General features: G+C 49.6%; 21 protein-coding genes. 3 read left to right on the top strand and 18 right to left on the bottom strand.

Annotated elements, in window-relative coordinates; genetic code table 11:
* Positions 1-137 precede the first annotated feature (137 nt).
* Positions 138-557, bottom strand: coding sequence for a hypothetical protein (locus tag BWI97_RS11630; protein ID WP_146010920.1), 420 nt, complete (start codon positions 555-557; stop codon positions 138-140).
* Between the two features lie 79 nt (positions 558-636).
* The gene (gene dnaG, locus BWI97_RS11635) at positions 637-2,676 is read right to left on the bottom strand and encodes a DNA primase (protein WP_102201131.1); all 2,040 of its coding nucleotides are present in this window, start codon (positions 2,674-2,676) and stop codon (positions 637-639) included.
* 172 nt (positions 2,677-2,848) lie between these two features.
* Between dnaG and BWI97_RS11640 the strand changes: the two genes are divergently transcribed.
* Entirely contained in the window at positions 2,849-3,367 is a 519-nt protein-coding gene (locus BWI97_RS11640; protein ID WP_094814049.1) for a phosphoheptose isomerase, read from the top strand.
* 111 nt (positions 3,368-3,478) lie between these two features.
* Here the strand turns inward: BWI97_RS11640 and BWI97_RS11645 are convergent, their stop codons facing one another.
* From BWI97_RS11645 to BWI97_RS11655, 3 genes are all read right to left on the bottom strand, one after another.
* Positions 3,479-4,276 carry an anti-sigma factor domain-containing protein gene (locus tag BWI97_RS11645; RefSeq protein WP_158242741.1) on the bottom strand — a complete coding sequence of 266 codons (798 nt, stop codon included), beginning with the start codon at positions 4,274-4,276 and terminating at the stop codon, positions 3,479-3,481.
* Positions 4,277-4,310: 34 nt separating this feature from the next.
* Positions 4,311-4,901 (bottom strand): RNA polymerase sigma factor, encoded by a 591-nt coding sequence (locus BWI97_RS11650; protein ID WP_094814053.1) that lies wholly within the window; start codon positions 4,899-4,901, stop codon positions 4,311-4,313.
* Positions 4,902-5,396: 495 nt separating this feature from the next.
* Entirely contained in the window at positions 5,397-5,789 is a 393-nt protein-coding gene (locus BWI97_RS11655) for a DUF1573 domain-containing protein (RefSeq protein WP_094814055.1), read from the bottom strand.
* A gap of 300 nt (positions 5,790-6,089) precedes the next feature.
* On the opposite strand from BWI97_RS11655, the gene BWI97_RS11660 reads away from it, so the two are divergent.
* The gene (locus BWI97_RS11660) at positions 6,090-8,558 is read left to right on the top strand and encodes a thiamine pyrophosphate-dependent enzyme (RefSeq protein WP_102201133.1); all 2,469 of its coding nucleotides are present in this window, start codon (positions 6,090-6,092) and stop codon (positions 8,556-8,558) included.
* Here the strand turns inward: BWI97_RS11660 and BWI97_RS11665 are convergent.
* The 5 genes from BWI97_RS11665 to BWI97_RS11685 form a co-directional block, all read right to left on the bottom strand.
* Complete coding sequence (locus tag BWI97_RS11665) at positions 8,497-10,446, bottom strand: hypothetical protein (protein WP_146010921.1); 1,950 nt, start codon at positions 10,444-10,446, stop codon at positions 8,497-8,499. The two genes, BWI97_RS11660 and BWI97_RS11665, sit on opposite strands and share 62 nt — an antisense overlap.
* 72 nt (positions 10,447-10,518) lie before the next feature.
* Positions 10,519-11,841 carry a Gfo/Idh/MocA family protein gene (locus BWI97_RS11670; protein ID WP_094814064.1) on the bottom strand — a complete coding sequence of 441 codons (1,323 nt, stop codon included), beginning with the start codon at positions 11,839-11,841 and terminating at the stop codon, positions 10,519-10,521.
* 163 nt (positions 11,842-12,004) lie between these two features.
* A complete protein-coding gene (locus BWI97_RS11675) occupies positions 12,005-12,982 on the bottom strand; it encodes a formylglycine-generating enzyme family protein (protein WP_102201135.1) in 978 nt (325 codons plus the stop codon).
* Between the two features lie 66 nt (positions 12,983-13,048).
* The gene (locus tag BWI97_RS11680; RefSeq protein WP_102201136.1) at positions 13,049-14,047 is read right to left on the bottom strand and encodes an FAD:protein FMN transferase; all 999 of its coding nucleotides are present in this window, start codon (positions 14,045-14,047) and stop codon (positions 13,049-13,051) included.
* Between the two features lie 64 nt (positions 14,048-14,111).
* Positions 14,112-15,566: a UDP-N-acetylmuramoyl-L-alanyl-D-glutamate--2,6-diaminopimelate ligase gene (locus tag BWI97_RS11685; protein ID WP_102201137.1), complete on the bottom strand. Its 1,455-nt coding sequence runs from the start codon at positions 15,564-15,566 to the stop codon at positions 14,112-14,114.
* A 170-nt stretch (positions 15,567-15,736) separates the two neighbouring features.
* On the opposite strand from BWI97_RS11685, the gene BWI97_RS11690 reads away from it, so the two are divergent.
* Positions 15,737-16,960, top strand: a complete 1,224-nt coding sequence (locus tag BWI97_RS11690; RefSeq protein ID WP_102201138.1) for an NAD(P)/FAD-dependent oxidoreductase — start codon at positions 15,737-15,739, stop codon at positions 16,958-16,960.
* A 1-nt stretch (position 16,961) separates the two neighbouring features.
* Here the strand turns inward: BWI97_RS11690 and BWI97_RS11695 are convergent, their stop codons facing one another.
* The 8 genes from BWI97_RS11695 to BWI97_RS11730 all read right to left on the bottom strand — a co-directional run bounded on the left by BWI97_RS11695 (position 16,962) and on the right by BWI97_RS11730 (position 22,204).
* Positions 16,962-17,360, bottom strand: a complete 399-nt coding sequence (locus BWI97_RS11695; protein WP_094814075.1) for a DUF983 domain-containing protein — start codon at positions 17,358-17,360, stop codon at positions 16,962-16,964.
* 220 nt (positions 17,361-17,580) lie between these two features.
* On the bottom strand, positions 17,581-18,054 hold the full coding sequence (locus BWI97_RS11700) for a DUF6691 family protein (protein ID WP_102201139.1): 474 nt from the start codon (positions 18,052-18,054) through the stop codon (positions 17,581-17,583).
* Between the two features lie 22 nt (positions 18,055-18,076).
* Entirely contained in the window at positions 18,077-18,685 is a 609-nt protein-coding gene (locus BWI97_RS11705) for a YeeE/YedE family protein (protein WP_369826560.1), read from the bottom strand.
* 106 nt (positions 18,686-18,791) lie between these two features.
* Positions 18,792-20,189 carry a rhodanese-like domain-containing protein gene (locus tag BWI97_RS11710; protein ID WP_102201140.1) on the bottom strand — a complete coding sequence of 466 codons (1,398 nt, stop codon included), beginning with the start codon at positions 20,187-20,189 and terminating at the stop codon, positions 18,792-18,794.
* Between the two features lie 58 nt (positions 20,190-20,247).
* On the bottom strand, positions 20,248-20,553 hold the full coding sequence (gene trxA, locus BWI97_RS11715; RefSeq protein ID WP_094814081.1) for a thioredoxin: 306 nt from the start codon (positions 20,551-20,553) through the stop codon (positions 20,248-20,250).
* 195 nt (positions 20,554-20,748) lie between these two features.
* Complete coding sequence (locus tag BWI97_RS11720) at positions 20,749-21,054, bottom strand: co-chaperone YbbN (protein ID WP_094814083.1); 306 nt, start codon at positions 21,052-21,054, stop codon at positions 20,749-20,751.
* A 42-nt stretch (positions 21,055-21,096) separates the two neighbouring features.
* Complete coding sequence (locus BWI97_RS11725; protein WP_102201141.1) at positions 21,097-21,894, bottom strand: sulfite exporter TauE/SafE family protein; 798 nt, start codon at positions 21,892-21,894, stop codon at positions 21,097-21,099.
* 1 nt (position 21,895) lies between these two features.
* Entirely contained in the window at positions 21,896-22,204 is a 309-nt protein-coding gene (locus BWI97_RS11730; protein WP_102201142.1) for a helix-turn-helix transcriptional regulator, read from the bottom strand.
* Between the last annotated feature and the right edge of the window lie 114 nt (positions 22,205-22,318).

Consider the following 22,318-nt stretch of genomic DNA (forward strand, 5'->3'; position numbering starts at 1 on the left):
CCTGACGAGTTCCGGAATAATGAACAGTCGATCTACTCTATCTACAAAAGTACACGTCAAATGCAAACGACCGCCCTTTCGGACAGTCGTTGCTCAGACTTTTTTAGAACAGTTCTTAATAAAACCCATTCTATACCTTATTCTTCTACCCCTATTCGATTAAAAATCAGTCGTATTAACGTAAGTGGACTGTTTAGTAAGGCCAATAACTTTCGAACCATACTCAGTTGGATAACGCTACCAATACATACACCCACGACTGCCCAACTAATCGCTACGAACTGCTTTTCCCAATGGTCGCTAATCCAGAGAGCAATCAGTCCCAGTACAGTCACGCCCAAAGCCAGTTTCCGAGAATAATATAGACTGTAAATTCCGTACCCCGTCCACAGTAACATGCTGGCATTTAGCATCAAATCGGTAGTCAGAATTACAGGGAATTTTACCTGCGACAGTACTACGGTTCCACTCAGAGTCGTAACCCCCAGGCTGCACCCATACAGCACGGTTTGCTTACGTTGCAGATGAGCAAGCTGATTCAGTACTTGATTTTTCATAGCCTGGTCGTAAAGTCCCCAAGCTACGCCGAATTCGTTTGGCTTCTGAAAACCGCTCCGCAATACTTAGGCTACGGTATCAATAGCCCGTTACCACAATTCCCAGTTCTTTCGCCAGAGCCTGATCGATCCGTTTCATTTTCATGAATTGCATCAATAATTCTTCCTGCTCGTGGGCCTGCGTCACTTCCGTCAACCGTTGTTTAATGTCGTGCATCCGCTGATCGTTGAATGATTTTTTCAATCGAAGGACACACCGGTGAGCTACTTTATCCAGTTGATCGCGTTCGTGCGGGATATAAATTTCGTGCATTTTCTCCCAGTTTTCGCTGAGCGGGTGCCGTTCCGACACAAAGTCAATACTGGCTTCCTGAATAATCGCATCGGAATGGCTCAGGAAGAAATTAGTATCCGGATAAGCTTCCTGCTGGGTTGCCGCCCGAAAAATATCCATGAATTGCTGGTACAGAGGCGTCTGGAAATCCAGGTCATACGTCTGACTCACCATGTATTCCATCAGCGTAATGTCGTGTGGTCCGTCTTCCCGAGTTTCCGTTTCTATCACCGTCGTTCCGTACAAAATCAGCAATCGGCAAAAGGCTTCTTCCTGGTACGAAAGTGGCGTACGCTTCGGCTTGGATACGGGAACGGGGGCGGACTGACCTTGTTCAGCCGCCATTAACTCCGCAAAATCCGGCTCATCGTCCGGCGAAAAAGCCCCTACCCCTGGTGGCAAATCCAGCGGTGGTTCGGACTTTCGTTCCTGTTTTTCGCGGACTTTGGTATCGTTCTTGATTCGCTCGCGTACGCGTTTGTTGGCTTCAGCCACCAGCGTTTCTTCGGGCAAATCCATCAGCCGGGCCGTCTGCTGGAAGAATACCTGCCGCGTAATGGCATCCGGAATTTTGGAAATGCTCTCGACCATTTCCTTAATCACACCGGCTTTGCGGAAGGGGTCATTACCCGCATCCTGCAGCAGTACTTCGGCCTTGAAACGGATGAAGTCAACCGCCTGCGTTTTGATGTACTGCCGGAAGGCTTCGCCCCCGATTTTGCGGACGTAACTATCCGGGTCTTCGCCTTCGGGAAAAGTACAAAGCTTCACGTTCAGACCTTCTTCCAGAATCAGATCCAGTCCGCGTAAGGAGGCCTTGATTCCCGCCGCGTCGCCGTCGTACAGCACCGTAATATTCTGCGAAAAGCGACCAATCAGTCGAATCTGTTCGACCGTCAGTGCCGTACCCGACGAAGCCACCACGTTCGTAATTCCCGACTGATGCAAAGAAATTACGTCCGTGTAACCTTCCACCAGATAAGCGACGTCTTCATTACGAATCGCATTCTTCGCCTGATAGATTCCGTACAGGACATTCGACTTGTGATAGACTTCCGTTTCCGGCGAGTTGAGGTACTTGGGCTGGTTTTTATCAGCCTTCAGAATCCGGGCCCCAAAGGCAATCACTTTCCCGGAAACGTTATGAATCGGAAAGATCACCCGAGCCCGAAAGCGATCAAAAACGCGGGCGTCGGGGCGGGAATCCAAATCCCTCCGGATGGACAAACCCGCTTTTTCCAGTACTTCAATCCGGAATTTCTGCTGAAGGGCATTTTTCGTAAAGGCATCCCAGCTTTCCAGAGCGTAACCCAGCTCGAATTGCTGGATGGTCTGCCGATTGAAGCCCCGTTCCTGAAAATAACTTAGGCCAATCGACTGGCCTTCGTCGGACTGCAGGAGTTGCTCCTGGTAGAATTTCTTGGCGTAGTCGAGGGCGATGTACAGACTTTCCCGTTCGTTTTGCGACTGAATTTCTTCGGGCGTCTGCTCCGTTTCCTTGAGTTCAATGCCGTATTTTTTGGCCAGATGCCGTAAGGCTTCGGGGTAACCGATACCTTCAATTTCCATGATAAACTTCACGGAATCACCCGCTTTGCCGCAACCGAAGCATTTGAAAATACCCCGTACCGGATTAACGTTGAACGAGGGCGTTTTTTCATTGTGAAACGGGCAACAGGCAATCAGGTTGGCTCCGCGTTTCTTAAGCGTCACGTAATCGTTGATGACGTCGACAATGTCGGCCGTTTCCTGAATGAGCTGGACGGTTTCCTGTGGTATTCGCATAAGTCAAAGATACAGCAATTGCCCGGGATCAGAATGCCGGAACGCTGTGGTATATCTTTTTCGAGAAATTTCTGGTCTGATGCGATGGCGGGGACCCTAAAAGTTTTAGTACTTTGCGGCCAAGGTCGTGTTCTCCTTTCGATACTATCACCGTAAATCACGAATACAAATCATGAATCTGTCTTTTTCTGCTGAAACTTCTAAGGCCGAACTTTTCGAAAAAATTGCCACTGAGCTGGGCAGCCACGGGCTGAACATTGCTACGCAGGATCAAACCCGTCCCTGGGGTGGCTTCTTCGTTATCGATGAAGCTCAAACGGCTGAATTTGTCAGCACGTATTTCCCTACGATTCAAATGACGGATCTGGAAGGTTACGCTAAATTGAGTCCGAAAATCCTGGTGGTTGGTCCCGAAAAACGTCTTTCGTGGCAGTATCACTTCCGTCGGGCCGAAATCTGGCGAGTGGTTGCGGGTACTGTAGCCGTGATGACCAGTCCGACCGACGAAGAAGGCGAAACCCGTACCTACGAACCCGGCGAATTAATTACGCTGCAACAGGGCGAGCGTCACCGACTGATTGGTTTGGATAATTGGGGTATCGTCGCCGAAATCTGGCAACACACGGACGCTACCAATCCTTCCGACGAAGATGATATCGTTCGCGTACAGGATGATTTCCAACGCAAGTAATACAGTGTGTGAGTTGAGCGTTTCAAACTCACGCTAACTACTAGTCCAATAAAAAAGGTGATCTGACAAATCAGGTCACCTTTTTTATTGGACTAACTCACTAAACTTCCTTTACAAGTTCCCTTTCACATACACCTGTCCAGTCGGTATACCGCTACCGCCTTCGGGTTCGAGTGAAATAGCGTAGGCGTTAGCTCCGTCAATACTCTTTACTTTCTGTAAGCTAGTATTTTTGTCGAACAACCCGGCGTCTACGGGTTTGCCGTCAACAATCGCCCACAGCTGATACTGTTTACCGTGCGGAGCAGCGGGTAACTGGACGTTAGCCATGTACGTTTCCCGCTTCGAATTGTTCGAATACAGCATCGCAAACGCCGTTGGAGCGATGGGTTCGCCTTTTAGCTTAATGAGTTTGGTTCCCGGATTTTGCAAGACAGCAATCTCCTGACGGGCATTCTCAAAGCTGGCTTTACGAGCTTCCAGATTATTCGCTAACTGCGTATTTTGTGATTCCAGCGAGGCTAACTGTTCCTCGGAAGCCTTCAATCGCTTGAATAAAAATACGTTACCTACTACGCTTAGAACTACGATGACTACAGCTGCAGCCACCCAGTTACGGGACGTTACCAAAGATCTGGTAACCGGAATGCCGGGGCGTTGGATTCTCAGGTTGTTCGCAGGCGACTCTGCCACCGGAACGCCCTGGCCTGCTGCCAACTCCTGGATACTTCCCAATACTTTTTCCCGAACCGACACCGGAGGTTCCTGAGCATTTTGCCAAGCGTAGGCTTCCAGGCTATCCTGTATGGCCTCTACTTGAGCCTGGTATTCAGGTTGATTCGTTAAAAGACTCTCCACTAACGTGGATTCTTCTTTTGAAGTAATTCCCAGCACATAGCTTTCCAGCAAGCCAGACGAAACTATTTCATGCTCATTCAATTTGTTACGAATTAATGTAGGTGGTGAAATACGACAACAAAATCAGAATACTAATCAATGTTCGGAGTTGAGCTAGGGCCGCTTTTACCCTCGTTTTCACCGTACCCAGGGGTATTTCAAGTTCGTCGGCGACTTCTGCCTGCGTGTAGCCTTGAAAGTAAACCAAATCGATGATAGAACGATATTCAGGACGAAGTTGATCGACCACTTTACGAACTCCAATGGCATCTACCTGATGCTCTACTGGATTTTCTTCTTCAACTACACTTACGAAATACTCAAGCGGTTGGTTTTGAGTATTTTGTTGATAGTCCTGAGATCGTAACTTATCAATAGCCGTATTACGGGCAACGTTCAAAATCCAGGTGAATAAACTGCCCTTCGAACGTTCATAAGATTCAATATTTCGCCAAATTTTTACAAAGGCTTCCTGCATAACATCCGAAGCCGTTTCTTCCGATTTGACGATTTTCAAAATAACCCCGTATAAAGCCGAGGAATAATTATCATACAGGATAGTAAATCCACGTTGATCTCGCTCACGGAGCAAGCCAACCAGATCTTTTTCAGCGACGACAATGCGTTTTTTTCCCAAAGGAGGCAGAACTTAAATATTTTGGAACAAAACTAACAGGATGATAGATATTTTTCAATAACTCCTCAGTTTTCAGATTGTGCCTTGGGTCGCTGATATGAATTGGTTTGGGTGGCGGATGGACAGTGGGTACCGAAAAGACAAAGGGCTTCTATGGAGAAGCCCTTTGTACCGGAAATGAATTAACCCACACCTTTAACTTACTACTCAAACGATACAAAAGGTATAGTCTGAGCAGTTTCGGTTGTCCAGAGATAGTTACGGGATTTGCCTATCACCTGGATTTATTCCTGGATGATTTTTTTAAAAAAAGTTAAAAATATTATTAATTCATTGATTATCAGACAATTAATTTTCAATAAAAAAATAATTAATTTTCAATCCAATCTTTCAAACCGGATTGCCCTGAACCACCAGCTACCCGTCTGCCCCTCCCTAAGGCCATAAAAAAAGAGATTCCCCTTGCAGGAATCTCTTTTTAAAGAAGAGCAATGGTTATTTCACGCCTTTCGTAGCGGCTTTTTGCTGTACTTCGCCTTTCAGGAACATCGTCACGGTGCTGTTTTCAGCGTTGCTGTATACCGTGATTTGTTTGTTGAAAGGGCCTACGGAGGCTGCATTATACGTAGCACTTACTTTGCTGGTCTTACCGGGCAGGATGGGAGCCTGTGACCATTTCGGCGTCGTGCAACCGCAGGAAGCCGTTACATTACTGATGACTACCGGAGCTTTGCCCGTATTCGTTACCGTAAATTCGTGCGTAACGGGCGTACCCTGAGCAATTTTACCAAAATCTTTCGTTTCCGAATCTACTTTAATTTTACCCTGAGCAAAGGCTCCAGCAGAAATCAGGAAAAAAGCCAGTAAAAAGAAAAGTTGCTTTTTCATTGGTTGGTATAGGATTTGTTTGGTTTCGAAAATTTGACGGTAGCAAAAGTAGTGGGAACCTTTTTATAAGCAAAACAGTACCTTGTTAACGATATGTTAATGGAATTTGAGCGGCCCCGCCCGCGTTTGGATTGCTCGCGGCTTTTGCTTTATTTTTACCCTGACAAACATCGTACACATGGATAAAAATTCCGTCTCTGAAGGAATTTCTTTCTCAGTTCATGATGTAAAGAAGGCGAGTATTCATTTGTATACGAATTACTTGCCTGCGTTGTATCACTCGATTAACCGCTTTTTTCGATGGAACAAGCCACCCTTGACAGCGTTGCAGTTACTAAAGAGCAAATTCTCATCGACTACCGGATTGCCTGGGAAAGTCGCCATGCCAGCTTGCTCGCTCGTAAAGAAGTTTTTATGGGCAAAGCAAAATTTGGCATCACCGGTGATGGTAAGGAATTGGCTCAGATTGCCCTGGCCCGGGCGTTTCGCAAAGGCGACTGGCGTTCAGGCTATTACCGGGACCAAACCGTAGTAGCAGCGTTGGGGGAACTGACCTGGCAACAATATTTCGCTCAGATTTACGCCCATACCGATCTGGAAGCGGAACCCAACACGGGTGGCCGCATGATGAATGGTCACTACGCCACGCGGCACCTGGATGAACAGGGCCACTGGCTTCCGCAAACGCCCCGGTATAATAACGCTTCCGATATTTCGCCCACGGCCGGACAAATTCCCCGTTCGATTGGCCTGGGATACGCTTCCAAGTTGTACCGTCAGAATCCGGACTTACAGCAGTTCAGTGATTTTTCCATACAGGGAAATGAAGTCTGTTTTGCCACCATTGGTGATGCTTCTACGTCCGAAGGGATGTTTTTTGAGGCCATCAATGCAGCAGGGGTATTACAGATTCCGGTCGTATTTTCGGTTTGGGATGATGGTTACGGTATTTCCGTTCCTATCCGTTATCAGACCACCAAAGAGAGTATTTCTGAAGCTCTAGCTGGTTTTCAGCGAACGGCGGAAAAAACAGGCTTAGAGATTATTACGGTGAAAGGCTGGGATTATCCAGGTTTGGTAGAAGCGTATCAGAAAGCGTCCGAACTGGCTCGTACCCAACACGTTCCCTGTCTGGTACACGTTGAAGAGGTTACCCAGCCTCAGGGCCACTCGACTTCCGGTTCTCACGAACGGTACAAACCGAAGGAACGCCTTGAGTGGGAGCTGGAAATGGATTGTAACCGCCAGTTCCGGTTGTGGATTCTGGAAAACGGCTATGCTACGGAAGCAGAACTTACCGCCATTGAAAACGATGCTGCAAAAGTTGCGAAAGCGGGTCGGGATGCGGCTTGGCAGGCGTATCTGGCTTCTTTAAAGCCTGATTTCGATGCCGCCATGGATTTACTCGCTCAGGCCGCTCGCGAGAGTCGTTCCGGCGAGGAAGTGATGGCCTTGCGTTCGGCCTTACAAAAAACGCAGAATCCGCTGCGTTCAGACGTAATCGAAGCGGTTAAACAAGCCATTCGAGCCTTACGCTTTGAAGAAACGCCAACGAAACCACTGTTGATCGATTGGATTAACCGTACCAAGCACGAGAATTGGGTACGATTTAATACTTTTTTATACAGCCAGTCCGACGAATCACCGTTGCGGGTTACGCCAGTAGCTCCGCAGTACGCCGAAGACGCCCCTTTTCTGGATGGTCGAGAAATACTCAACAAAAACTTTGAAGCCCTGTTTGCTCAAGACCCCCGCATTTTCGCCATTGGTGAAGACGTGGGCAAGATTGGGGATGTTAACCAGGGTATGGCGGGTTTACAGGCCAAGTTCGGCGAGCTTCGCATAACGGATACGGGCATCCGGGAAAGCACGATCATTGGTCAAGGCATTGGAACTGCTTTGCGGGGCCTAAGACCCATCGTAGAAGTGCAGTACGTGGATTACATGCTCTATACGCTGGCTACCCTATCCGACGATCTGGCCTGTCTGCACTACCGTACGGCGGGCGGACAAAAAGCTCCCGTCATTGTTCGTACGCGGGGTCACCGACTCGAAGGCGTTTGGCACTCGGGTTCGCCGATGGCCGTTCTGTTGCACGCCTTACGCGGGATGCACATGATTGTACCCCGCAATCTCACGCAGGCTGCTGGCTTTTACAATACCCTGCTACGCGGTGACGATCCGGCTCTGGTGGTTGAACCGCTGAATATGTACCGTAGCAAGGAACGGCTTCCCACGAATCTGGGTGACTTCTGCCTGCCCCTGGGTCATCCGGAAATCTTACGCGAAGGCCGCGACCTTACGATTGTAACGTACGGCTCGATGTGCCGCATCGTACTGGAAGCCGCCGAGCAACTAGCTCAGGTAGGCATCGAAGCCGAGGTGATTGACGTACAAACGCTCATCCCCTTCGATTTGCCACACATGGTCGCTGAATCGGTGCAAAAAACGAATCGCTTACTGGTTGCCGACGAAGATATGCCCGGTGGAGCCTCGGCTTTTATGTTGCACAAAATTCTGGATGAGCAGAAGGTATTCCGTTTTCTGGATTCAGAACCGCGTACGATGTCGGCTCACCCGCACCGTCCGGCTTATACCACCGACGGCGATTATTTCTCGAAACCCAATACGGAAGATGTATTCGATGTAGCCTACGAAATGTTACACGAGTGCGATCCGCGTCGGTACCCGGCTCTTGGGTACGAAATCAGTGACTGGTCGTTTTCGGGGAGTCGCTGGTGGAAAGAGAACGATTCGGTTCAGAAATAGCATGAACAACAATAAAGCCATCTTTCGTTACTTTACTGGTATAGCGAAGATGCGGTAAGATGGCAGCAGCCTCCGAAGGTGTTTCTGTAACCAGATAATAACCCTCGTCCAGTAGGTTCTGAAAGAAGGGAATGAGTTCGGTCAGTAAAGGCCAGGCCGAATAAGGCTGGTAATAACCCACCGGCGGGTACTGACCATCCAGCGTGTACCAGAAATTTTTACCCAGACTTTCATCATAAAAATACACCTTAGAGCTATGGTTCGTGAGCCTACGAATCATAGCTCTTTTTGCTGAACTGGGGTGTTGAAAGGAATAAATTGTTCGTCGGTGTCTTACATTCGTAGCCATCCCCGAAAGCTTATCTTTTATTCCCACCATATACGCCAGTCCCGAAAACCAGAGTATGCCTACGGGTAACCAATAGAGCACCCTACGGATCGATCGTACGGGTATTTTTCTTCGCCAGAGTGAATCAATCCAGACGAATAGCAAGACGAATACCGGACCGGAAGTATTCGGCAGGTTATGTTCGTGACTTCTACCCAGAAAGTAAAAGAGATTACAGATCGTCAGTGCCATCAACAGAAAGACGGCTTCCCGGTACTGGAGCGAGACTTCTTCTTTGAATCGAAACAACGTAGCTCCCGTAAGGGCAATAATGCCAATGATGTACCAGAAAAAGGAAGTCGGAGCTACTCGCATGAAGCCGATCTTTAAGCTCTGGTAGATTTTCATGCCCGGTGAGAGTACGTTACCAAAGATGAGGTACGTCACGATAAGTCCTGTTCCCAGCAGGATTACATTGATGGCGTACCGTCGTACATAGGTTTGAACCAGGGGAAGAAATTTCGTTTTCTGACCAGACGGCCCCAGCAGTTCGCTACCCATCGTAAGAACTATGTACTCAACGTAGGCAATGGAGTAGAAAATGCCGAAGCTGCGGTGGAGTACGAGAAGAAACGCTAGTAACAATCCCACGCTCCAGTGATCCGTCCCTTTTTTCCAGGCCAGTAAGGCTACGACAATCCACCAGTCCAGCCGAAGCGGACTCATCTGAAATTCAGCGTAGGTATCCGTGTAGTACGGAAAAAGCCGCATGATGAATACGACTACTAACAGGTAAAGAGCCAGTTGTTTAGCTTGAAAAACTTCCTTCGCCCACCAGAAAATCAATACACAGAAAATCCAGACCGAAGCTTGCCCTAGTACCTGAAAGTAATTCAGGTCAATATGCCACTTGAAGAACAAAGCGGCCAGCCCGGAAAGCAGTAAGTCATACTGAAAATAGATATCTTTAATTGAAATACCACTGACTAAGGCATAGGCCGGAGCGAAGACAAAGGAGTAATCCCAATCGGAAGGACGGCCTCCCGCGATAAAACAAGGCACTGCCAGAGCAGCCAGCCACAACCAGGCGTGCCAGGGTTTATAGTGGCTGGAAAGCCAGATCACCCCCGCTACAAACGCCGAGAGTCCCACTAAAACCACTGGGTAATACCGAACACCTGTTCCAAATAAGAACCCATCGGCGGGTGGATGAAAACCCGCCCGAAAGAAAAACAGTACGCACAGCCCCACCGCAGGCCACACGCTCCAGTTTTTCAGATAGACCGTTTTTATCAGTCCCCATCCTACTAATACCCACATGCTGCCGTGTAAAACAAACGCTTCAATGCCATCCGGCTCGGTCTGATTGGTGTATAAACCGGTCAGACCATACGCAATCGTAGGTGTTAAGGTTTCGGGCTTCGGCGGCGTCCACTGGTCCCAGATCAGTTCAGCAAATTGATAGAACAAGACATGGAGTACCGAAACACCTGCTCCAATCCACCATCCTAACTGAGCATACGAATGACGAAAGAGATAATAGAACGCTTTAGAATTCACCGGCAAAGGGGGTATAGACAGAAAAAGGTCTGGACCCTTGCGAGTCCAGACCCCTAAAATGAGATAAAATTTCTATACAAAAAACCGCGTCACGCCCGGTACAGCCACTGGATACAAACCATTGGAATCCGGATTGAGGGGCATTTTCGCGTCCCAGCTATACTCAGCGGGTTGCAGACTCAGACCTGACATCAGGGCCGTATCCCATTCCATTACCTGACCCGAATACGTGGCCAGACGTCCGAGAATGGCCGTCATCGTGGATTTAGCTCCATTTTCGGCATCGGCGAATTTGTATTCCCCTTTGGCGACCGCCGCGAACAACTCATCGTGCTCGGCCTGATAGGGGTTGTTTTCCGTTTTCTTGTTGAATTGGAACAGGGGCTTGCCTTTGTAGTCGACAATCTTCGCGTCGCCACACAGGATTTTTCCTTTCGTACCCAGAATGGTTTCGTCCACCTTGGCCCAGGTTCCTTTCATGTGACGGCACTCGGAATTCAGGATCGTACCGTCCGCGTACTCAAATTCAACGTGGTGGTGATCGAAAATTTCGCCGTAGTCCTTGCCTTTTCGCACTTCACGGCCACCCGTACCCTTGGCTCGAACGGGATACGATCCCTTGAACCAGTTGAATACGTCGATGTTGTGAATATGTTGTTCGTTGATATGATCACCGCATAACCAGTTGAAGTAGTACCAGTTACGCATCTGATATTCCATCTCGGTTTGTCCGTCTTTACGCGGATTTACCCACACGCCGTCGTTGTTCCAGTACACGTTTCCGGAAACAATGTCGCCGATCATGGCCTTGTTTTTCAGCAAAGCCCGGTACGAATTCTGATAGTGACGTTGCAGCCCTACCACAACGTTCAGCTTTTTCTTTTTGGCTTCTGCAGCAGCAGCCAATACTTTTTGCACACCCGCCGGATCCGTTGCTACGGGTTTTTCCATGAAAATGTGCTTACCCTGCCGAACAGCCTCTTCGAAATGGATGGGACGGAACCCCGGAGGTGTCGCCAGAATGACTACATCGGCCAGGGGAATGGCTTTCGTATAAGCATCGAAACCCACGAATTTATTATCCCCTACTGCGATTTTGTCGGCAGAACCCGAAGCCGTCAGGGCTTCCGTAATATTTTTCAGGCCACCTTCCATACGATCCGCGAAGGCATCGGCTACGGCGACCAGCTTGACGTTTTGTTTGGTCGACAAGGCCTGTACTGCCGCTCCCGAACCGCGACCCCCGCAACCAACCAGAGCGATCTTGATTTCATCCGCTACGCTTGAATTGAAAAAACCGTCGGCCTTCGACGTAAGCGGTACGGCTAATAATCCACCAGCCAGCAACGAGCCAGCTTTCACAAAATCCCGGCGAGATTGAAAATCTTTGTTCATAGAAAAGGGTTTGAGTTTAGAGTAATGAGTTGCAAGTTTAGGGTTTAGGGTTTTGAGTTTAGGGTTGGGTGTTTTTGAATGCTGCTTTTATGAACCTTTCATCTGATAACTAGCAGATAATAAACAACGTTAACTCCAAACACTAAACTCAAAACCCTAAACGCTACTGTCCCAGCATTTTCTTGAAAAACGCTTCCGCTTCTTCGGGGCTGGGTTGTTTGACGGGTCGGACGATTCGGAAACCTACAAAATCGCCGTCGGTAAGCCACCATTTTGAGCGGGGCACTTGCGGATCCCGCTGATTCCAGTCTTCAACCTGAGCCAGACGATCCGCACTACGTAGCTCGGCAGCTTTGCTTTTAAAACTACCACCACGGGCCGTGTGATACGCCCGCGGTGCCGTACGTTCAATGATAAAACCGCTTTCAGGACGGGCGGCCAGTTTCTCAAAATACTTGGCATCGTACATGTCCATCGTCCACTCTGACACATTTCCCAGCATATCGTACAGACCATACGCGTTGGGTTTCTTCTGCCCTACTTTATGATACGCATCTTTACTGTTGCTTCCGTACCAGGCAAACTGAGCCAACGTGGCAGCCTGTACGCCCGTAGGATACGCCGTTTTACTACCCGCCCGACAGGCATATTCCCATTCGGCTTCGGTAGGCAGACGGTAGAAGATACCCGTTTTTTTCCATAACCATTTGCAGTACATGATGGCCGTATAGGGTTGCATGGAGTTGGCCGGGAAACCGCCTTCTTTTCCCATACCCCAGGTCAGATCAATATACTGAGCCGTGGGCCGTGAGATGGCGTCTGGCTTGGGTTTTACGTCTTTTTCGTCGAAACGAAAGGGGAAAAACTGATCGTGGGTAATCTCCGTGGCCGACATCCAGAAAGGCTCTACGTTCACCTTGACCTGCGGCCCTTCATCCGCCTGGCGTCCGGCCTCCGCTACTGGACTTCCCATTAGAAATTCGCCCGCCGGAATGGGAACCATACTGATTTTAACGGGTATCCCGGCAAAATCCTGTTCATACGGTTTGCCTTCCTGAGCCTGGGCCTGAGCTACTGAAACCAGCCCCAGCGATGTAAGTATAGAAAAGGTAAGCGTACCAAGCGTATTTCGGAAAGTCACAATGCGTTGATTAAGAGGTTAACGACAGAAACGTCTTTAGTACTAATAGAAAAATACAGGGGAAACTTACTCTTCTTTGAAGAATTTTTTAAATCCCGGGGAAGTAAAGGTTTTCAAACCCGAAGGCTGATTATCCAGAATTAAGATTTCAGACTGTTCCAATTCCGCCAGTTTCAGGGCCTGCGGTACGGGTAACAGATAGCAGGCCGTCGATAGCCAGTCGGCCTGAGCGGCGTCTTTGGATAGTACCGTCACCTGTCGCTGATAGGTCACACCTAGTCCGGTTTTGGGTGAGACAATGTGCGAGTAATTTTTACCGCCCATGCGAACGGCCTGGTACGCGTCGCCCGACGTGGAAATAGCCATTTGTTGCAGTACTAACCAACTCGCCAGTAATTCGCCCTGCTGGTTCGGCAGTTCGATGCCAACCGTCCAGCCAGCTTCCGGATTTTTCCCGATGGCCATATTACCCGCGGCGTCACATAAGCTTTCCGCAAAACCCGCCTTTTGCATGATTTCCAGCATTCGCTGGGCGGCATAGCCCTTACCAATTGCCCCTAGATCCAGTTTAGTACCCGGACGTTTCAGCAGGATCGTATGGTTTTTCGCATCGAACTGAAGGTACTGCGTTCCCGTGGTCGCCAGGGCTTTCTGGCGTACGGCCGGCAAAGGCAATTGTTTGCTTTTACGCGATTGCCGCCAGAGTTGCGTGAGTTGGCCTACCGTTACATCGAAGGTTTTCGAGCTTTTCTCCCAGGCCATCCGGGAAGTCCAGAGAATATCCCACAACGCCGGGGATACCCGAACGGCTTTCCCCGACCCGGCCGTCTGACTCAGGCGACTCAATTCCGAATCAGGCAGATAATCACTGAAAATCAAATTTAGTGAATCGACCGCTGCAAAAGCCTGCGTAGCGGCCTGAGCAGCATTTACGGAATCAGCCGTCCAGACCTGTACCGTAAACATCGAACCCATTTTGGGTTGCTGAAAAATGAGCTTGCGAGCCTGAGCCTGCGTACTAAATGCCGCCAGTACAAGCCCAACGAACAGGAGTAATTTTTTCACGTCTCAAAGCTAGATGAAATCCCTACCGTTTCTGTCCTCCACTTTCGCCAAAGCTGAGCGAATTCTATCCTTTTTGAAAAGCAGCCCGTAGTTCTTCCCGATCGTCAAAGTGATTTTTCACCCCTTTGACGTCCTGATACGTTTCGTGACCTTTCCCCGCTACCAGAATTACATCTTTGGACTGAGCTAATGATACAGCCCGGGCAATGGCTTCCCGGCGATCCACCAGTACCGTTACTTCGGCTGGGGTATCATTCGGTACGCCTTTCTTCATATCCTCCAGAATGGCCTCCGGTTCTTCGTTCCGTGGATTGTCCGAAGTCAAGATCACGTGATCCGAAAACTGACAGGCAATCCGGGCCATTTCGGGGCGTTTGGTCGCATCCCGATTGCCGCCGCAACCCACCACGGTAATAATCTGTTCGTTACCCTGCCGCAGTTCGGCGATGGTTTCGAGTACGTTTTTCAGGGCATCGGGCGTATGGGCGTAATCCACAATTCCGACGATATGATCGGGCGAAATCACCTGTTCGAAGCGTCCCGGAGGTGGTTGCAGTGCCGAAAGTTCGGTCAGTACTTCTGCCGGATCCTCGTCCATGAGAACTGCCGCTCCGTATACCCCCAGCAAATTGTAGGCGTTGAAATTTCCAATTAACTGAAAGTGAACCTGATGGCTATCAACTTCCATTTCCAGTCCGTAAATCGAATCGGCCAGCAGTTTACCTTTAAAGCTCGCTCCCGTTTCCAGCGAGTACGTTTCGCGACGGGCTACGGTATTCTGCACCATGATGCGGCCCCTGGGATCGTCGGCGTTTACCAGAGCAAAGGCCGTTTTCGGTAGCTGATCAAAAAAGCCCTTTTTTGCTTTAATGTAGGCGTCGAAGGTCTTATGAAAATCCAGGTGATCGTGGGTAATATTCGTGAAAATACCTCCCGCAAACTGAACACCCGCAATGCGTTGCTGTACCACCGCGTGCGAGGAAACTTCCATAAACACGTGCGTACAGCCTTTATTGAGCATGTCAGCCAGTAGGGCATTCAGCGTCAGTGAATCGGGCGTGGTATGCGTAGATGGGATAATCTCGTCTTCCACCTGATTCTGTACCGTCGAAATCAGTCCGCAGCGGTGGCCCAGGGCCCGAAATAATCGAAATAACAGCGTTACGGTCGTCGTTTTTCCGTTGGTACCCGTCACCCCCACGAGTTTGAGTTTCGATGAAGGTTGTCCGTAGAAATTCGACGCCGCAAAACCCATCGCACGGGACGCATCTTTCGACTGGATGTAAGTAACTCCTTCCTGTAACGTTTCGGGTAAACGCTCGCACAGAATCGCCGTGGCTCCTAATTCAATGGCTTTCGGTATAAAATCATGACCATCGACCTGGGTACCGGGAATGGCCACAAAGAGCGTACCGGGAACGACTTTTCGGGAATCAAAGGTGAGGGTACTGATTTCCAGATCAGTGGACCCTGCCACTGCCTCGAGTGAAACTTTATAGAGAATGTCTTTGAGAAGCATACGGAATAGGCATCAGGCCCGTTTAGGTGCCAAAAATACGGGCTCAATTGAAAAGTGAATACAAACGATGAAGTGATTTCCGATTCAATGCCGGAAACGAGACTCGCCGCTTTCTGATTCTGCCGGAGAAATTAGCTAATGCTCAGAAAATTAAGCCGTACTTTTGTCGCGTGAAAAAAACGATTGCAGTGATTGGCGGAGGAGCCGCCGGTTTTTTTGGAGCGATTGCCGCAGCGGAAACGTATCCGCAGGCCCGGGTGGTCTTGTTTGAAAAAGGACGGAATGTGCTGTCCAAAGTTCGTATTTCGGGCGGGGGTCGCTGTAACGTGACGAATGCCGCCGCTACGGTTGCCGACTTGCTCAAGGGGTATCCCCGGGGAGCGAAGTTTCTCAAACCCCTCTTTCCTCGTTTTTCCAATCAGCATACCATCGAATGGTTCGAGCAGCGGGGAGTGAAATTAAAAACGGAAGCCGATGGCCGAATTTTCCCAACTACGGATTCCTCCGAAACCATCGTTCGCTGTCTGCAACAGCAGGCTCAGCAAGCGGGTGTTGAACTTCAGTTGAGTACCCCAATCCGCCAGATTCGTCCCGTGGATGCCGGTTTTGAACTGGTTGGAACGGATGAAACAATCTTCGCTGTGGATCGGGTGCTGGTGACGACGGGCGGACATCCGCAACTTACGGGCTATCAGTGGTTAAGCGAACTGGGGCTTTCCATTCTGTCGCCCGTGCCTTCGTTGTTTACATTCAATATTCCTGATTCTTTTACCCGCGAGTTGCCCGGTCTTTCCGTTTCCGACGCTCTGGTACGACTGGCGGGTTCCAAACTGCAACAGGAAGGCCCCGTACTGATTACCCACTGGGGCTTAAGCGGTCCTGCGGTACTGAAACTTTCGGCCTGGGCTGCCCGCGAACTGGCGGAAACCAATTACCAGTTTACGAGTCTGGTGAACTGGACGAATGAAAAACCGGAAGCTGCCCGTACCTCACTGGAAGCGTTCAAAAAGATGAATGCCGGAAAGTTCGTGGCTACGGTTGCTCCGTTCGGCATTCCCAACCGCCTCTGGCGGGCCTTACTCGTTGAAAATGAAATCAAAGACCAGGTTCGTTGGGTTGATTTAAACGGTAAGCTTTTTAACCGGTTACTGGAAAATCTGACCAACGGAACGTTTCAGGTACAGGGCAAAACGACCTTCAAGGAAGAGTTTGTTACCTGCGGCGGTATCGCTTTGAATCAGCTTCACCCGCAAACCCTGGAAAGCAAGGCGATCCCCGGTCTGTACTTCGCGGGCGAGGTGCTCGACATCGACGGGATTACAGGTGGGTATAACTTTCAGGCCGCCTGGACTACGGGCTGGATTGCCGGACAATCCATCGGCCAGGGGCTGTAGTTTAGGAATCAGCGTGCAGAATTTTTTCGGGATTTTCTTCGTAGTCTACGCCCGAAAACAAATGAATGTACAGCACCCGCGAGGCCCGAAAAGTAAAGGGTACCGATATGACAATCAGGGCAATCGAAACGCCAATGTATACAAAGGGCGAAGGGTCGTTGAAGAGGTAAAACAGCACCATAGCCGTGGCCAGAATGATACCCGTAGTCAGGCCGTAACTTACGTACATGGCTCCGATGAAGAAGCCCGGTTCGCGTTCAAACCGCAGGCCGCATTCGGGGCAGTACTTGTGCATCTGGTCAAACTTGGTAACCTGCCACAGGGGATACTTGAACATTTTTCCTTCCCGGCAACGGGGGCAACAGCCGCCCGCTACGGCTTCGAGTTTACTGCGTTTCATAGGTAACAAGTGATTATAGGGTCAGGTGATGATGTATTTATTTTGTTTGAGAAGTCCTTCTTTCGTCCCATTTAGATGGCTGAGAGAGTCGAAAACCTTACTCACACCAACCATTGCGTGTATGTAAACGAATTCTGTTAACCTTACCAACTTTCCATTCTTCCTGATTCCCTTACAAGTCTACCCTAAATCGCTTCCGTGTGTAATGACTTTGGTCAGTTTAGGGTAAAAAACGCCGTAGGGCACCGTACGTCCATGTTCCGGCCAGAGCCGCTACCAGGGTGATTAGTACCACGGAATAACCGGCTCCAATCTGGGCGAACAACGGGCCGGGACAGGCTCCGGTTAAGGCCCAGCCAAAACCGAATAGTAATCCACCGTAGATTTGTCCCGGTTGAAACACCTTATCCGAGATTCGAATCGACTCACCCGTCAAGGCTTTGACTTTCAATCGTTTCAACAGAAATACGGATACCATGCCCGTTAATACAGCCGAGCCGATCACGCCGTACATGTGAAAACTTTCCAGCCGGAACATTTCCTGAATTCGAAACCAGGAGACGATCTCAGCTTTCACAAAAACAATGCCAAAAAACATTCCGACGATCGCATATGGTACTAACGAACCCAGCGAAAGGCGGGCTTTTGGGTCGTTCGATACGGCAGGGATAAATTCTTCCGATTCGGTTTTCATCGTATTCAAAACGTAGTAGAAGTTACAAAGACAAAATCCAGGGCAGACCGAGCCAGGTCATCAGAAAACCGCCGATCATGAAACAAACCGTTGCCACCAGCGAGGGCCATTGCAGGTTGGATAGGCCCATGATGGCGTGACCGGAAGTACAGCCTCCCGCCCATCGGGTACCGAAACCGACCAGAAAACCGCCTACCACCATCAGGATGAAGCCGCGAAGGGTAAGCAAAGCGGACCAGGAAAATAAGTCGTGTGGAATGAGCCCACGAAAGTCCGTTACGTGTTGAGCAGCCAGGGCTTGTTTCGTCGCCGGAGCAATCTGAATAAACGCGGGATTGGACAGAAACGTACCCGCCACCAGGCCACCCACGAATACGCCGCCCACAAAGAAGAGATTCCAGCTTTCCTTCTTCCAGTCGTACTGAAAAAAGGGAATTCCCGCGGGTAGACAGGCTGCACAAATGTGCCGTAGTGACGAAGAAATACCGAAGGTTTTATTGCCCAACAGGAGCAGAATCGGCACGGTCAGTCCAATGAGCGGACCTGCCACGTACCAGGGCCAGGGTTGCGTAAGCCATTCCATGAAGAGACGAAAAAATACAGAGGTTTTAATCTGAAGGGAAAGCTTCATCCCTGCATACAGGGATGAAAATCGCTCAAAAGGTATTCTTTTGAACGAATAAAACTCAGTCCGCATCCACGATCTTCCTGAATGCGTAACCGAGTTTTTCGTAATCTTACTCAGCCAGTTGTCCGCTAGCCGTCGGTATATTGGTTTTGGCAATTGCTCCAAAGCCACCCGCCACTTCCCGTACCTGATCATAGCCGCGAGCTTTGAGGATTGAAGCCGCAATCATGGAGCGATAACCACCCGCACAGTGTACGTAAAAAGGTTCGTCTTTGGGAAATTCAGCCATCTGTTCGCTCAGGGAAGCCAGGGGAACGTTATCGGCACCCGCAATGTGGCCCCCTTCGAATTCAGTGGCTTTACGAACGTCTTTGACTATCGTTTTTTCGGGATCAAAACCAGCCGCAAAGGTTTCCGCCGCTACCGATTCAATCTGATCTACTTCTTTGTTTGCGGTTCGCCAGCTTTCCATACCCCCTTCCAGGAAGCCCAGTACCTGATCGTAACCCACCCGCGAAAGCCGCGTAATGACTTCTTCTTCGCGACCCGGTGCTGTGACCAGTAACAGGGGCTGATTGATGTCGGTGATGAGCGTACCCACCCAGGGAGCAAAGTCGCCGTCGATGCCAATGTTGATGCTCCGGGGAATGAACGCCTGGGCAAATTCCTGAGCTTTTCGGGTATCAAGTACCAGGGCTCCCGTTTCGTTCGCGACGACTTCAAACGCTTCCGGTGAAAGCGGGTGGTTACCCCGTTTGAGTACCTTTTCGACCGGCTCCGTACCGGCTTTGTTCAGGCGAACATTTTCGGGGAAGTACGCGGGGGGCGGCGTTAGTCCATCAGTAACGGCCGTAATGAAATCCTCCTTGCTTTGCGGTTGCAGGGCATAGTTTACTTCTTTCTGATGACCCAGCGTATCAAAAGTTTCCTTACTCATGTTTTTGCCACAGGCCGAACCCGCTCCGTGAGCCGGATACACGATGACGTCGTTGGGCAGAGGCAGCAGCTTGGAACGCAGCGAATCATAGAGCATACCGGCCAGATCGTCCTGCGTAAGGTCGGCTTTCTGGGCTAAATCCGGGCGACCCACATCCCCAATAAACAGCGTATCGCCCGTAAAGACGGCATTTTCTTTGCCGTTTTCGTCCAGTAACAAAAAGCAGGTTGACTCAAGCGTATGACCCGGCGTATGCAGCACGCGAATGCGGCAGTCGCCCAGTGTGAACTCCTGACCATCTTCGGCAATCAGGGCTTCAAAAGCCGGAGCAGCATTCGGACCGTAGACGATGGGTGCTCCCGTTTTCGCCGACAGATCCACGTGACCCGATACGAAATCCGCGTGAAAGTGGGTCTCGAAGATATACTTGATCGTTGCTCCGTTACGGGCAGCTTTGTTCAGATACGTCTGCACTTCCCGCAGGGGATCAATAATAGCGGCCTCGGTGCCCGACTGGAGGTAATATGCTCCCTGAGCCAGACAGCCCGTATAAATTTGCTCAATGATCATAACGATTCGTCGTGTTGTTGAAGTAAAATGGGGGAAAGCTTTTACGTAATCAATGCGTTTACATACTGGCTTTCTGACGAATGACCTGCTCCATTTGCTGAGCCGTCAGTACGCCCGATTGTCGCCAGAGTTGCTGGCCGTTCTGGTACAGGGCCAGCGTTGGTACCGACTGGATTTGCAGTTGCTGAGCCAAGGCCGGATTTTTATCAATGTCAATTTTGACGACCGTTAACTGATCGCCCAGTTTTTCCTTGACTGCTTTCAGGTACGGAGCCATCATTTTACAGGGTCCACACCATTCGGCAAAAAAATCGATCAGTACGGGTTTATCCGAGGCGATGAGTTGTTGAAAGTTTCCGTTCATGGATGAGTGTATTTTGGGTTTAGAGTTTTGAGTTCAGGGTTTTGAGTTTTCCCAACAGGGTTCCGTTTTAACCACAGAGGTACTCAAAGTTTGGCACGGAGGTACATTAAGTTATAAACGTCGCGTCTTTGCTTCTGCTTCGTTCTTGGCGAAAAACAACCCAGAACGCCAAACACTCAACTCTAAACGCTCCTACTAAAACCGTACCTTTTCCCGAATGACTCGTTCGAGTTTGTCGGCGTAAATGCCACCCGCCTGCCGCCAGAGTTGCTTGCCTTTCTGGTACAGAATCAGGGTCGGTACGGAATCTACTTTAAGGTGTTTTTTCAGGCCCATGTTCTTCTCGGCGTCAATTTTAATAATGGTCAGATCGTCGCCGAAAATGTCCTTCACCGTATCCAGTTCGGGAGCCATCTTCTTACAGGGCTTGCACCAGTCGGTATAAAATTCGAGCAGTACGGGCTCGTCCGAGGCGATAATTTCTTCAAATGTTCCGTTCATAAAAGTCTTCTGTCTATACTAAATTGTTTCGAAAGTCCGGGTTTAGAATACTAACTCTTTTAACAGAATACCCGTTCCCATCAGTAAGGTAAACCAGCCAAAGGCCGGCTTGAGTACCTGGCCGGGAATGCGTCGGGAAAGCCCCGTACCTACCACCACGCCCAGTAAAGTCAGACTGGTAAATTCCCCAAGAAATTTCCAATCCATCGTATGTTGTCCCAGATCGCCCAGAAAGCCAATGCAGGAGTTTATGGCAATGATCATCAGCGAAGTACCCACGGCAAGCTTCATCGGCAGCCGTACGAAGTTGGCCAGTACCGGAATGATCAGAAAACCTCCCCCGACGCCCACAAAGCCCGTAAGCGTACCCACCAGCAGCCCTTCGACGAAGATGAGTGGATAGTTTAGCCGCTTTCGGATTTCTTCACCCGTATCGACCCGCTCCCGCCGTCCGCGAATCATCGACTGGGCCGATAACACCATCAGTACCGCAAAGAGCAGCATCATTAGTGTACTTTTCGTTACCACCCAGCCGTTGCTTTCCATCACGACTTCGGGTAAGGCCGGAACGAGGTACTTGCGGGAAATAAACACCATCATAAACGACGGAAACGAGAAAAACAACGCCGTTCTGGGGCTGGCGAGTCCTCGCCGCAGGTAATCGACCGAACCCAGCAACGAAGCTGAGCCGACAATAAGCAAACTATAGGCCGTAGCAATCGACGGAGGTAGCTTAAAAATATAAACCAGCACGGGTACCGTCAGAATCGAACCACCCCCGCCTAACAAGCTGAGTAATAAGCCAATAAAGATGGCTAAACCAAAACCTATAATCTCCATACTACATGCGGCATTCGCAGTTCTCAATGCAGGCAATCAGCTTGAGTACGTCCCGTTCTTTTAACGAATAATAGCGATTCTGTCCTTCCTGCTCGGCCCGTAAAATGCCTTTCAACTTCATATTGATTAAGTGGTGCGAAAGCAACGACTGCTCACATTCCAGCACACGGGCCAGCTCGTTTACACTCATCCGTTCCTGGGTGCCGAGTAAATCGATAATGGCGAGTCGGGTCGGGTGAGCGACAGTCTTTAGAATGAATGCCGCTTTTTCGAGTTTCTCCTTACTCTGATTTTTTTCAGTGATCGTCATACGAGGTCTTGAATGATCGATCAAATATATGAACATATTTTCATATAATCCTATAAATTCTACTTCTCCGGCGTGATTTCCCGGCTATCCGCGTATTTTTATCCCTTCAATCCT

It is taken from the genome of Siphonobacter sp. BAB-5405 (genome assembly GCF_002872335.1).
Lineage (GTDB): Bacteria > Bacteroidota > Bacteroidia > Cytophagales > Spirosomataceae > Siphonobacter.